Source organism: Sphingomonas sp. ASY06-1R, from assembly GCF_052180265.1.
Taxonomy (GTDB): Bacteria; Pseudomonadota; Alphaproteobacteria; order Sphingomonadales; family Sphingomonadaceae; genus Sphingomonas_I.
Window position 1 is genome coordinate 2,654,592 of record NZ_CP197464.1, and the last position, 13,228, is coordinate 2,667,819.

Below are 13,228 nucleotides of genomic sequence, written 5' to 3' on the forward strand. Positions count from 1 at the left end.
CCCGATGGCGCGTGCCAACCCTTATTATAGCGGGCCGGTATCGGATCATTTCGACGGCACACGCTTCTTCAATCCCGATCATCCGAACACGGATCGGTCGCTGAGCGACGTGCTCAAATGGCGTTTCGGCGAGATCCACGCTTCTTGGCCAAAGGCCGTTCCAGGAAGACAGGTGAAGCCCGACGCCCGCGTCGCCGGATTGCGCGTGACGATGGTCGGCCATGCCACTTTACTGATCCAGGCCGCTGGCCTCAACATCCTTACCGATCCCGTCTGGTCGGACCGGGCCAGCCCGATCCGTTTCGCGGGGCCACGCCGCGTGACGCCTCCGGGCATCGCGTTTACGGATCTGCCGCCGATCGACGCGGTGCTGCTGTCGCACAACCATTATGATCATCTTGACGTCACGACCTTGCGGCGTCTTCACGCCGCGCACCGGCCGCTGATCGTCACGCCGCTCGGCAATGACGCGATCGTGGAGCGCACCGTACCGGGCGCGCGCGTGGCCGCAGGGGATTGGGGCAGCACGGTCGCTCTGGAGCAAGACGCACAGGTTCATGTCGTGCCTGCGCATCATTGGTCGGCACGCGGCATCGGCGATCGGCGGATGGCATTATGGGGCGGTTTCATGCTGCGGACCGCGGCCGGCCTGATCTATTTCGCCGGCGATACCGGTTATGGCGACGGCGCCATCTTTCGCCGCATGCGTGAAGAGATCGGCGTCCCCGACGTCGCCTTGCTGCCGATCGGTGCCTATGCGCCGCGATGGTTCATGGCGGCCCAGCACACGGATCCATACGATGCGGTGCGCATGATGATCGATCTCGATGCCGGCCAGGCGATCGGCATCCACTGGGGCGATTTCCGACTGACCGATGAAGAGCGCGAGGAACCTGTCGCTTTGCTGCGCAGTGCCTTGCACGACCAAGGCATTGATCCGGGGCGCTTTCCTGCGGCGGCAGCAGGGGACGTGTTCGATATCGCCTGATCGCTCCATTTCCCAGTGTTCAGACCCGGGAACGCACAGGGGGAGCGGCCGTTGGCCGCCTATGCCAAAACGAGCCGCTGACACATGATCAAAACCCTAATGGTCGCTACACGCGACCGCGCCCGTCTCGCCGAGATCGGCAGCGTCACCGCACGCTTTGGACTCGACGTGCTGCTTGCCCGGCTCGGGCTGAATGCGGAACCTGCCCCCGAAGCGGGTGGAGAGCCGCTCGACCTGCCACGGCGCACGCGGCAGGCGATCGAGGCGCTCGGGCCGACCTATATCAAGCTCGGACAAATCCTGGCGACACGGCGCGACCTGCTGCCTGACGCCTGGATTACGGAATTCGAGGGTCTGCAGAGCAAGGCCCCAACGCTGCCCTTCGAAGAGTTACGGGCGCAAGTCGAAGCCGCATTGGGAGAGCCGGCCGAAACGGCCTTTGCCCGCTTCGATCCCGTACCGCTCGCAGCCGCATCGATCGCCCAGGTCCACCGTGCGACCACGCATGATGGCCGTGAAATCGTGCTCAAGGTACGGCGTCCCGGCATAAGACCGCAGATGGAAGCGGATCTGCGCCTGATCCGTCACCTCGCTGGGGTCATCGAAACAGGCAGCCGCGAGGCCCGCCCGTACCAACCCCAGGCGCTTGTCCAGCAGCTGGCGCAGGAACTGATCGACGAGCTGGATTTTGCCAATGAAGGCCGCAACGCCGATCGGCTGCGCGCCGATCTGGCCGGCGATAGCCGGGTCACCATTCCACAGATCCACTGGCAGTGGACGTCGGAAACCCTGCTGGCGATGGATTACGTCGAGGGCATCCCGCCCCGCAGCGCGCAGACGTTGCGCGCGGCCGGCCTGGATCCGGCGGCAATCGCCGACCTCGGTGCCGATCTGGTGCTGGACATGGTGCTGCTCAACGGGCGCTTCCACGGCGATCCGCACCCGGGCAACCTGCTTTGCCTGCCGGGCAACCGGCTGGCGCTGATCGATCTCGGGCTGATCGGGCATGTCAGCCCGCGTCGTCAGCAGGAATTCCTGCGCTTCATCCTTGCCCTGCACGCCGGGGACCCGGCCGCATTGGCGGATGTTCTGGCCGTGTGGAACCAGAATGCGGACGTGCCACACGCACGGATAATCGTGATCTCGGAGCGGCTGACCGCGCGCCATGGCGGGGGAAAGCTGGTCCTGGGCGCGTTGACGGCCGACATGTTTCCCCTGCTGCGCGAGGAGAAGCTGGTTCTGCCGCCCGATCTGGTGCTGATCTTCAAGGCGATGATCACGATGGACGGCGTGCTGAGCGGCATCCAGCCGGATTTCGATCTGTCCACCGCTCTCGACCGCGCCCGCGTGAAGCTGCTGACGTCGCGCCTCTCTCCCGCTCGAACGGCGGAGCGAGCCGAGGCCATGTTGCTGGAAGTGGCGCGCCTCTACGACGACGCACCGCGCCTGCTCCGCGCGCTGGTACGCAGGCTGGAGGACAGCGGGTCGGTACCGCCGTCAACCGCATCGGGGCCAGACATCCTCGCTGCCGCGAAATGGCTGGCCGGGGCGGTCCTGTTGGCATCGATTCTGGTCGCCGCCGCGATCGCATTTACCTGAGCGGCATATGCGCTTGCCCCGCTTCCTGCGAAAACTGCGCCAACCGCTGCTAAAAGCGCAGACGCGATCCATCGACGCGCTGGCACGAAGGCTCGGACGGCCGGACGCCGTCTTCCTCGGCGATTCCATCACCGAATTTTGGCTTGAGGCCGATCCCTGGTTCTTCTGGCCGCGGCGGATCAATCTCGGCGTCTCGGGATCCACGACCGGCGATATGCTGGAGCGTTTCGAGCGCGATGTGGCGCCATTATCCCCCAGGATCCTCCACGTCATGGGCGGCACCAATGACCTCTGGTATGGCGCGCCCGGCCCGGAGGCATCGGCTTCGCTCGCCAACCTGATAGAAATCGCCGAGCGGGCAAAGGCACGGGGGATGCGCGTCATTCTCGCATCGCCTCCTCCCATCGCGCTTGCCGCCGAGCCACTCTTCGCGTCCGCAGCCTTGTTTCCCGTCTTGCGCGCGTCGCTTCGGCAATATTGCAGCGCCGCCGACGTCGTGCATGTCGATTATGCGCAGTCGCTGCTGGATGAGGGCGGCGTGCTCCGCCCGTCTTTCACGACCGACGGCGTTCACCTCGCGCGCGCGGGCTATCTCGCCATGCGCCAGCAGGCCAACAAGTCCCTGTGGAACTCACGCCAGCGCCCCTGAATTTCGCTGGGACCCTTACCCTCGAACGGAGAGGATCAGGCGCGTGGCCGCATCACCAGGTACAAAAGGCAGCTTCCGATCAGCACGCCCGCCAGCGCGCCGATCTCGCTCCACTGAGCCAGCGCCACCAGCGCGATCATGCACAGCATTCCGAACAGCGCGATCACGGGAATGCCCGGTAGCGACAGCGGCTTGCCGAGCGTCGCTACCCCGCGCCGTTTCAGAATGACAGCCGACGCGCACGCCAGAAAATAAAGCGGGGCAATTGCGAGCGTCGACAGGATCGCCAGTTTCTCGAACGTGCCGGTCAGCGCCAGTCCGACTGCCAGCAGGAAATGGACGATGATGCCCCAGTGCGGCGTCCGCCACTTGGGATGCACCTGCCCCAGGAAGGATGGCAGCATGCCGTCGCGCGCGAAGGCGAACAACACGCGCGGTGCGCCGAGGAAATCGCTGCCGAGCCAGATCAGCATGGAAAAGGACGCGCCGACCAGCAGCGGTGCCCGCCAGCGTGGATCGATCGTACCCAGCGCATCGGCAAGCGGCGCGCTCGACGTCATCAAGCCGGCCCCGAACAAGGCGCCTGCAATCAACTGGATGGCGATATACAGCAGCCCGATCGACGCCATCGCCAGGATCAGCGCGCGCGGGACGGTCCGGGCGGGATCGCGCACCTCGCCCGAGGCCGCAAGTGGCGTTTCCATGCCCGTCAGCGCGAACATGGCCAGGATCGCGGCCCGACCGAAATTGGCGTCGGGCGCGTGTGTGATCGGCGTTTCGGCATGATGGCCCATCGCCAGACCGATCCCGCCGACGACAAGGAATAGCAGAAGCGGCAACACCTTGATCACGGTGGCCCAGCCCAGCACCTTGGCCGCCAGATCGACCCCAACGATATTGATGCCCGCCATCAAGCCGAGCACCCCGATGATCAGAAGATAGCGCAGGCCGGGCTGTGCGAAGATCGGAAAGGCGGAACCCGCCGTGTCGGCAAGGGCAGCCGCGACCCCGCCAGCCGCCAGCACGGCGGAGAGCCACAACAGCACGCCCGCGACGAAGCCCGGCATTCTCCCGAACGCCGCCTCGACATAACCATAGGGCCCGCCACTGGTCGATATGCGGCTGCCGGCTTCGGAGAAGCACAGCACGATCGCGCCCATAGCGACGAGGCAGGCGACATAGGCATAAGGCGCGGCCGTGCCTGCGGCGCTCGCCATGGACGCTGGCAGGCGGTAGATACCGGACCCCACCACTTCGTTGGTGATTGCCGCGGCAAAGGCGAACACACCCATCGCCCGGACCAGGCCATGATCGCGGCTCCGTTCTTTCGCTGCGAGTTCCGGCGTGGTCGCCATACGCGTTTCCCCCTTTTGACGCGCAAAGCTTGCCCGACAGATAAGGAAGCCGCAACAAGCCTTTATGACGACGCTTCAAGAAGTTCGGGCCTGGGACGCGGCCGATCCGCTCGCGGATTTTCGCAATCGTTTCGCTTTGCCGGAGGGGGTGATCTACCTCGACGGCAATTCGCTCGGCGCCCTCCCCCGCGCCACCGCGGCGCGGATGCGCGACGTGATCGAGCGCGAATGGGGCGAAGGCCTGATCCGCAGCTGGAACGAGCAGGATTGGGTCAGCGCGCCACAGCGGGTCGGCGACAAGATCGCGCGCCTGCTCGGCGCCGCGCCCGGCGAGGTGATCGTCGCCGATTCGACCTCCGTCTGCTTGTTCAAATTGCTGATGGCGGCGGGCGAAACGCGCGACGGCGCGATCCTCGCGGAAAGCGACAATTTCCCGACCGACGCGCATGTTGCCGGCCGCGTCGCGCAATTGCTCGGCCGCGACTATCGCAGCGTCCCGCGTGCGGAGATCGCCGACGCTTTGACGTCCGATGTCGCCGCCGCCGTGATCGCGCACGTCGATTACCGCAGCGGATCGCGCCACGATATGCCGGCGCTCACCGCGCGCGGCCCGCGCATCGTCTGGGATTTGAGCCATAGCATCGGTGCGGTGCCGCTCGATCTGCAGCGCGATGGCGTCGAGCTGGCGGTCGGCTGCGGCTACAAATATCTCAACGGCGGACCGGGCGCGCCGGCTTTTCTTTACGTCGCCAGCAAGCTTCAGACGGAGCTCCAATCGCCGATCGCGGGATGGTTCGGCCATGCCGCACCGTTCGACTTTTCCACGACGTTCGAACCGGCGGCGGGCATCGGCCGCTTCCTGAGCGGTACGCCCGCCATGCTGGGATTGCTGGCGCTGGAGAGCGGCGTCGATCTGATGCTGGAGGTCGAGCAGGCGGCCTTATGGGCCAAGTCCGCGCGCCTCTACGATCTCTTTGCCGCACGCATGGTGGCCGTTTGCCCTGAGCTACTCAATATCACGCCTGCGCAAGCCGACGCGCGCGGCAGCCATATCTCCTTCGCCCACCCGCATGCGCTCGCCATCGTCCGCGCCCTGATCGAACGCGGCGTGATCGGCGACTTCCGCACGCCAAACATCGCCCGCTTCGGGCTGACGCCGCTTACGCTCAGCTACGAAGATGTGTGGACCGCAACGGAGACCATCGCCGAAGTCATGGCCAGCAACGCCTGGCGCGATGACCGCTTCAACTCGGGCGGTATCGTCACCTGATCTTGAACGTTCCTTTTTTGTTCTTGCAATTTCCGTTCGACTGAAAGACTATCGCTGCCGCAAAAACAGGGGAGCGACGGAGAACAGGATGGGCTTTTCACATTCATGGATCGCGGTTCAGGGTCTGACGCGAGAACAGGCGCTGGACGCGCTTGCGATGGAGGTTTCGGATGTCCAGGCGGACATTCTGGAAGGGATCGCCCTGCTGGAATGGTCGGACGATTGGCTGGTGCTGCTCAGCGAGGATGACCAGGATGCGATGAACGGCGACCTGGCGGAACTAGGTCCGCTCGGCCGGGCCTATGTCGCCTATGGCGTGGACATGGATGCCCCCTATGCCACCGCATGTGGACTGGAAGGAGAGGATGACTGGATCGTCACGGTCAGGCCAGACCGGGGCAGGATCAGCGTCGTCGGACAGCCGCCCGCGCAACTCGATTCGATCATCGCCGCGGCCCGGGCCGGACAGGCGGACACCGAAATAGATCTTCAGTTCGAAATTCCTGCAGAACTGGCGGAGTCGATCTGCGGCTTCAGAATGGGAAAGGGCGACCCGGAAACGTTCCGGCATGTCAGCCTGAAATCGACCGGAATAGCCAAACCAGCGCCCGCGCGGTCCGGCGGCGGCCGCCCGGGCTTCTTCTCGCGCCTGTTTGGGCGGGGCTAGCGGTTACGCGGGCTGCACGGTTTTGACGGAGGGACGGCGATGGATATGAACGAAGCGAATTTCATGCTCGTTTGGATCGCGGTGCAGAGCCTCGCGCCGGAGCAGGCACTCGCGACGCTCAAGCTGGAATGGTCCGACGGGGCCGAAACGCGCAATGCCCCCGGTTGGCCCGACTTTGTAAAGCACCCGGAATATGAGGACCGGATCTTCATCGGCCAGCTGCCGGGCGAATGGCTCCTGCTATTCGGCAATATCGACGAGAAGGACAAAGCGCGACTGGCGCGACTTACCCAATTCGGACCAGCCGTCGCCGGCGAGCTGTCGAGGATCGGCTCTTTTGCCGAGGGGCGTTATTTTGCCGATGGGCAGGAAGTGTGGAGCGTCGATTACGATTTCGAACGGTGGGGCCGCGACGATCGGCTGGAGCTGGAGGGCGAGCTCCCGACCAACCTCGCCGCGATCATCGGCGAAGCGTATGCCGCTGTTGCCCAGGGTATCGGGCGCGACAACAAGGTCGATATATTGTTTGAAGTGCCCGGCAGATTGTCAAAAGCAATATGCGGCTTCTCCCCCCACGAGGATCCACCCGAAGGGTTTCGCTGGTCGATGCTCCAGCCGGTCGGCGGCATGCCGAAGCCCGCACCAGCGCCACGCGGCTGGCTTTCACGCCTGTTTGGCCGGCGCTGACATCACCCCCGTCATCCCGGCGAACGCCGGGATCTCAGCCGGAGGGACACGACGTCCTGAGATGCCCGCTTCCGCTGGCAGGCGGGCGCCGTCGACTGTCCTTCCTCAGCCTATCGCCGCCGCCTACAGCTGGCCGTGGCAATGCTTATATTTGCGGCCCGATCCGCAGGGGCATGGCGCGTTGCGGCTGACACGGTTTTCCCATTCTTCGGGATTGCCGTCGATCGGCATGTCGGGTTGCGTCATTTGCATCGGCGGCAGGCGGGTGGTGACGAGGCCCATCGACGCCGCATCGCGATCGAACGTGTCGTCATTGCCGGTCAACGGGTCGATATGCGTCGTGACGAAATTCGGCATCGCGAAATCCGGCATCGGCGGCAATTCCGGCGGTGCGAAATTGAAGCGGATGTTGGAAAGCGTGCGCGTCACATCCTCGCGGATCGCGGCGAGCATGCGTTCGAACAAGGCAAATGCCTCGGTCTTATATTCGTTGATCGGCGTCTTCTGCGCATAGGCGCGCAGATGGATGACCTGGCGCAACGCGTCGAGCGTGGACAGATGTTCCTTCCAGTGATGGTCCAGCTGCTGGAGAAGAACACTCTTTTCGATATTGGCCCAGCTCTCCTGCCCGACCTCCTCGACCCGCTCGGCCAGCTGCTGTGCAGAGGCCTCGCTGATGCGCTCCGCCAGCATCTCCGGCTCGACCATCTCTTCCTTCAGCCAATCCTCGATCGGCGGCGTGATCCCGAAGATGTCGGCGGCCGCTTCCTTCAGGCCCGCGATATTCCACTGCTCCGGATAAGAGCCGGGCGGGCACGCATCGGCGACGATCGCATTGACCGTTTCGGCCCGCATGTCGCTGACGACGTCATCGACCGCGTCTGCATCCATGATGTCCGCGCGCTGCTCGTACACCACCTTGCGCTGGTCGTTCATGACGTCGTCATATTCGACGACCTGCTTGCGGATGTCGTAATTGCGCGCTTCGACCTTCCGCTGCGCGGTCTCGATCGCCTTGCTGATCCAGGGGCTGACGATCGCTTCGCCATCCTCCAGATTCTTGTTCATCATCTTGGCGAACATCGTCTGCGGGCCAAAGATGCGCAGCAGATCGTCGTCCAGGCTGAGGTAGAAGCGCGACAGACCCGGATCGCCCTGGCGGCCCGCGCGGCCGCGCAGCTGGTTGTCGATGCGGCGGCTTTCATGCCGTTCCGTGCCGAGCACGAACAGGCCGCCCGCCGACAGCACCGCTTCCTTCTCGCGCTCGATTTCCGCACCGATGCCGGAGGCCACGCGTTCATATTCGGGCGTGCCCGCTTCCAGATCGGGATGCTCGGCCAGCATCCGCATTTCCAGATTGCCGCCCAGCTGAATGTCGGTGCCGCGACCGGCCATGTTGGTCGCGATCGTGACCGCCCCCATCCGCCCGGCCTGGGCGACGATGAAGGCTTCCTGCTCGTGATAGCGCGCATTCAGCACATTATGCTGCACGCCTTCCTTCTGCAGGAATTCGGACAGCATCTCCGACTTCTCGATCGATACCGTGCCCACCAGCACCGGCTGCCCGGTCTGCTGCTTGTCGCGGATCGCCTGGGTGATCGCGGAGAATTTATCACCGATATTCTTGTAGAATTCGTCTTCATCGTCCTTGCGTCGCACCGGCACATTGGTCGGGATCGACACGACGTTCATCTTGTAGATCTGGAAGAATTCTTGCGCCTCGGTCGCGGCCGTGCCGGTCATTCCCGAAAGCTTGGGATACATACGGAAATAATTCTGGAAGGTGATCGATGCGAGCGTCTGGTTTTCCGGCTCGATATTGACGCCCTCCTTGGCCTCGACCGCCTGGTGCAGGCCGTCGGACCAGCGTCGCCCGTCCATCATGCGGCCGGTAAACTCATCGATGATGATGACCTTGCCTTCTTTGACGATGTAATCGATGTCCCGCTTGAACGCGACATTCGCCTTGAGCGCCTGGTTAAGGTGGTGGACCACCTGCGTATTCTCGAAATCGTAGAGATTGTCGCCCTGGAGCAGCCCGGCCGTCTCCAGCGATCGCTCGACCGCCTCGGTGCCGTCCTCGGTCAGGATCACCGAGCGGGCTTTCTCGTCATATTCGTAGTGCGACGGGTCGATCTGCTTCACGATAGCATCGACCGACTTGTAGAGTTCCGACTTGTCTTCGGTCGGGCCCGAAATGATCAACGGCGTCCGCGCTTCGTCGATCAGCACGGAATCGACCTCGTCGACCACCGCATGCGCGAACGGCCGCTGCACCATCTGGCTGCGCTCATATTTCATATTGTCGCGCAGGTAATCGAAGCCGAACTCGTTGTTCGTGCCATAGGTGATGTCGGCCGCATAGGCGTCGCGCCGCTCTTCATCGCCGATGTTCGGCACGATCACGCCGACGGTAAGGCCCAGGAAGCGATAGACCTGGCCCATCCATTCGGAGTCGCGCCGGGCGAGATAGTCGTTCACGGTGATGACGTGCACACCCTTGCCCGGCAGCGCGTTCAGATAGACGGCGAGCGTCGCCACCAGCGTCTTGCCCTCGCCGGTCCGCATTTCCGCGATCTCGCCGCGGTGGAGCACGATGCCGCCGACCATCTGCACGTCATAGTGACGTTGGCCCAGCACCCGCCGCGCGGCCTCGCGCACGGTGGCGAACGCTTCCGGCAGCAATTTGTCGAGCTTTTCGCCCTCGGCCAGCATGGCGCGGAACTTGGCGGTCTGCCCTGCCAGTTCCTCGTCCGTCATGGCCTGCAGCTCGGGCTCGAAGGCCGCGATCTTATTGATGGTCGGCTGCATCGACTTGACGTAGCGGTCGTTGGACGAGCCGAAGATGGCCTTGGCGATGCCGGCTAACATGCTGATTTTCCTTATCGTGGAACGCTGCCGCCACTCAGGGCCGGGCGCGATAGTCTAAACAATGAAACGGAAATCCAGATGCACTGGATCAAAAGCGCGAATGCTTATTCGCGGCGACGCTCGCCGAACGAATCCGGCGCGGAGCGCGCCGTTAGCGGCGCGGGCGCGCGCCACGTCTGCGGCGTAAGCACCGCCGCCGGCACCGGCTGTGGCAGCGGATGCTGCGCACGGGTCGCGACCCCCGGCTGCGCCTGGGTCGCGCTTGCGCTCGCCACGACCGGCTGCGCCGAGGCGGCCGTGCCCGTCATCGCGCCCGTCAGGGCGGTCAGAAAGGCGGACAGGAGGAGCAGCAAACGCATTGCGGATGCCATGTAGGTTAGGCGCACACTGACGTCCAGCAGTGAAGGCTGGGAATTGCAGCCGCTCAACTGCCCGGGAGGACCGCTGTTGCGACGTTTACCTGTATACGCACCCTCGTCTTGACAGGTTTTCCATTGTGTAGCGTCGGCGCGCCATAGCGCGATCCAGCCGGAAAAGACCCGCATAGGTCCGGTGGCCCGGGCACATTCCAGTAGGTTCGACCAAGTGGCTGGCATTTGGTAACGATGCCGTCAGTGCCCACGATGAGATCTGCACCGCCATTGGCACCCGAGCTGTTGGAAGAGATTTCGACCGGCTTCATCACGACCGGAGCCTCGACCGGCAGCGTCCAGCGAATACGGGATGCGAATGCACGGACTCCGGTTCCGGGCGCCGCAGCAAAATGGGCCCGCTCGCGGAGCAGCTTGCACGTCTGCTCATCAAGCGAGGGGGAGCCGCTGGTGGAGACGACGGCACAGCCCGTAACCAGCCCCTCGGCGTTAACGTTCAGCACGAAGCCGACGGCACCCTGTGATCGGGCCTGCTTGGCGTCTTCCGGATAGTCATCCGGTCCGATCCAGGTGCCAGGATCATTCGCAGGCGCAGGGCGAGATGGCTTCTGTGCCATCGCAACGGCGCTCGACAATATGAGACAGCCGGCCAGAGCGGCCTTGCAGATGCCTGTTTGCACGTTATCCCCCCGCGCCATAAAGTAATGCTAATAAGGTGAGCGGCACGTGTCATCGATTATCTCCCCCCTCGCCCGTCCCTTCCCCGCAATGCCGCCGATCGCCGGCGTCCGCCTCGCCGTCACGCGCGCAGGCTACAAGAATTGGGAGCGGACCGACCTGACCTATGCCGCGCTCGACGTTGGCACGACGGTGGCCGGGGTCACCACGCGCAGCAAATGCCCCTCGCCCGAGGTGGAATGGTGCCGCGCCGCGCTGACGCTCGGCCGCGCCCGGGCGCTGGTCGTCAATGCGGGCAACAGCAACGCCTTTACAGGCAGTCGCGGACGCGCCGCGGTGGAAGCGATCGCCGCGCGGGTGGCGGGCCATGTCGGCTGCCAGCCATCGGACGTGTTTGTCGCCTCCACCGGAGTCATCGGCGTGCCCCTGCCGATCGACAAGGCCGAGGCTGGCATCGATGCCGTGATGGAGGCGCCGGACGCCGACTGGCGGGCGGCTGCGGACACGATCGGCACCACCGACACCTTCGCCAAGGGCGCCAGCACGACCGCGATCGTCGACGGGCGCACGGTGACCCTGGTCGGCATCATCAAGGGGTCGGGCATGATCGCGCCGGACATGGCAACAATGCTTGGCTTCATCTTCACCGATGCGGCGGTAGAAGCGCCCTTCCTGCAGACTATGCTGTCTGCCGCCAATATCCCGACATTCTCCTGCATCACGGTCGATAGCGACACATCGACATCGGATACCGTCCTCGCCTTCGCCACCGGCAAGGCGGGCAATGCGCCGCTGACCAGCGCCGACGATGCCGGAGCCGAGGCGTTCCAGGCAGCGCTCACCGATCTTTGCCGGCAGCTTGCCCATCTGGTCGTGCGCGACGGCGAGGGCGCATCTAAGTTCATCCAGGTCATGGTCGAGGGTGCGGAAAGCGATGCCTCCGCCCACCGCGTAGCGCTCTCCATCGCCAATTCCCCGCTCGTGAAGACGGCGATCGCGGGCGAGGACGCGAACTGGGGCCGGGTGGTCATGGCCGTCGGCAAGGCGGGCGAGGCGGCCGAGCGCGACAAGCTCTCGATCCGCTTCGGCAACACGCAGGTCGCCCGCAACGGGTTGGCGGTCGAAGGCTATGACGAGGCGCCCGTTTCCGCCCATCTCCAGGGACAGGAGATCGAGATCGGGGTCGATCTCGGCCTCGGCGAAGGCCGCGCCACCGTGTGGACCTGCGATCTCACCCACGGCTACATCTCGATCAACGCGGATTACCGGAGCTGATGGCTATGCACCCCCTCGACGCGCCGGTGCAGGCGCTCATCCGCGATGTCGCCACGCGGATCGTGATGCCGCGATTCCGCATGCTCGATGCGGGCGACATTGAGGAAAAGGCGCCCGACGAGCTCGTCACGATCGCCGACAAGGAAAGCGAGCTGGCGCTCATCGAGGGGCTCACCCGCCTCTTGCCGGAATCGCGGGTGATTGGGGAGGAAGGCGTCTCGGTCGATCCGTCCCTGCTCGACAATATCGGCCAGGGTGTCGCCTGGATCGTCGATCCGATCGACGGCACCGCCAATTTCGCCGCAGGCGAATCCCCGTTCGGCATCATGGTCGCGCTGATCGCCGACGGCGTCAGCGAAGCCGCATGGCTGTTCGATCCGGTTCTCAATCGCCTGTGCAGCGCGGGCCGTGGCCAGGGGGCCTTCATCGACGGCAAACGCGTGAACGCCCGTACGAGTGGGGAAGCCATCCCCGTCGCGGGCCTCTCGACCCGCTATTTGCCGCCCGAACTGCGCGACGATATCGAGCGCCGCGCCGAGGGCAAGATGCGCTGCGTCGGCATTCCGCGCTGTGCCGCCGAACAATATCCGCGCGTCGTGCTCGGGACCAACGACCTCGCCTTATTCTGGCGCACCCATGTCTGGGACCATGCACCGGGCGCGCTGATCCTGACAGAAGCCGGCGGCAAGGTCGCACGCTTCGACGGCACGCTGTATAACGCCACGCAGACCGGCAAAGGCATGCTCGCCGCCGCTACGCCGCAAATGTGGGACGAGGCCGCCGCAATCCTGCTCGCCTGAACCGCCGCGCCACATCGT

At 64.6% G+C, this 13,228-nt stretch carries 12 protein-coding genes; 8 read left to right on the forward strand and 4 right to left on the reverse strand.

The features are described from left to right. The first annotated feature begins 4 nt into the window (after positions 1-4). The 3 genes from ACSBM8_RS12790 (at position 5) to ACSBM8_RS12800 (ending at position 3,236) form a co-directional block, all read left to right on the forward strand. A complete protein-coding gene (locus ACSBM8_RS12790) occupies positions 5-988 on the forward strand; it encodes an MBL fold metallo-hydrolase (RefSeq protein WP_442678397.1) in 984 nt (327 codons plus the stop codon). Between the two features lie 84 nt (positions 989-1,072). After that, positions 1,073-2,587 (forward strand): ABC1 kinase family protein, encoded by a 1,515-nt coding sequence (locus ACSBM8_RS12795; RefSeq protein ID WP_442678398.1) that lies wholly within the window; start codon positions 1,073-1,075, stop codon positions 2,585-2,587. A 7-nt stretch (positions 2,588-2,594) separates the two neighbouring features. Beyond that, positions 2,595-3,236 (forward strand): GDSL-type esterase/lipase family protein, encoded by a 642-nt coding sequence (locus tag ACSBM8_RS12800; RefSeq protein WP_442678399.1) that lies wholly within the window; start codon positions 2,595-2,597, stop codon positions 3,234-3,236. 35 nt (positions 3,237-3,271) lie between these two features. On the opposite strand, the gene ACSBM8_RS12805 is transcribed toward ACSBM8_RS12800, so the two are convergent. After that, positions 3,272-4,591 carry an APC family permease gene (locus ACSBM8_RS12805; protein ID WP_442678400.1) on the reverse strand — a complete coding sequence of 440 codons (1,320 nt, stop codon included), beginning with the start codon at positions 4,589-4,591 and terminating at the stop codon, positions 3,272-3,274. Between the two features lie 64 nt (positions 4,592-4,655). Between ACSBM8_RS12805 and ACSBM8_RS12810 the strand changes: the two genes are divergently transcribed. The 3 genes from ACSBM8_RS12810 to ACSBM8_RS12820 are packed head-to-tail and all read left to right on the forward strand — an operon-like array spanning position 4,656 to position 7,215. Further along, a complete protein-coding gene (locus ACSBM8_RS12810) occupies positions 4,656-5,861 on the forward strand; it encodes a kynureninase (RefSeq protein ID WP_442678401.1) in 1,206 nt (401 codons plus the stop codon). After that, the gene (locus tag ACSBM8_RS12815; protein WP_442678402.1) at positions 5,827-6,528 is read left to right on the forward strand and encodes a hypothetical protein; all 702 of its coding nucleotides are present in this window, start codon (positions 5,827-5,829) and stop codon (positions 6,526-6,528) included. Before ACSBM8_RS12810 ends, ACSBM8_RS12815 begins: the two co-directional genes overlap by 35 nt. Before the next feature lie 45 nt (positions 6,529-6,573). After that, complete coding sequence (locus tag ACSBM8_RS12820; RefSeq protein ID WP_442678403.1) at positions 6,574-7,215, forward strand: hypothetical protein; 642 nt, start codon at positions 6,574-6,576, stop codon at positions 7,213-7,215. Positions 7,216-7,338: 123 nt separating this feature from the next. On the opposite strand, the gene secA is transcribed toward ACSBM8_RS12820, so the two are convergent. The 3 genes from secA to ACSBM8_RS12835 form a co-directional block, all read right to left on the reverse strand. Beyond that, positions 7,339-10,086 (reverse strand): preprotein translocase subunit SecA, encoded by a 2,748-nt coding sequence (gene secA / locus ACSBM8_RS12825; RefSeq protein ID WP_442678404.1) that lies wholly within the window; start codon positions 10,084-10,086, stop codon positions 7,339-7,341. Between the two features lie 104 nt (positions 10,087-10,190). Then, positions 10,191-10,445, reverse strand: coding sequence for a hypothetical protein (locus ACSBM8_RS12830; RefSeq protein ID WP_442678405.1), 255 nt, complete (start codon positions 10,443-10,445; stop codon positions 10,191-10,193). Positions 10,446-10,510: 65 nt separating this feature from the next. After that, entirely contained in the window at positions 10,511-11,155 is a 645-nt protein-coding gene (locus ACSBM8_RS12835) for an energy transducer TonB (RefSeq protein ID WP_442678406.1), read from the reverse strand. 70 nt (positions 11,156-11,225) lie between these two features. On the opposite strand from ACSBM8_RS12835, the gene argJ reads away from it, so the two are divergent. Beyond that, positions 11,226-12,410: a bifunctional glutamate N-acetyltransferase/amino-acid acetyltransferase ArgJ gene (gene argJ, locus ACSBM8_RS12840; RefSeq protein ID WP_442681590.1), complete on the forward strand. Its 1,185-nt coding sequence runs from the start codon at positions 11,226-11,228 to the stop codon at positions 12,408-12,410. Then, on the forward strand, positions 12,410-13,210 hold the full coding sequence (locus tag ACSBM8_RS12845) for an inositol monophosphatase family protein (protein ID WP_442678407.1): 801 nt from the start codon (positions 12,410-12,412) through the stop codon (positions 13,208-13,210). Before argJ ends, ACSBM8_RS12845 begins: the two co-directional genes overlap by 1 nt. The last annotated feature ends 18 nt before the right edge of the window (positions 13,211-13,228 follow it).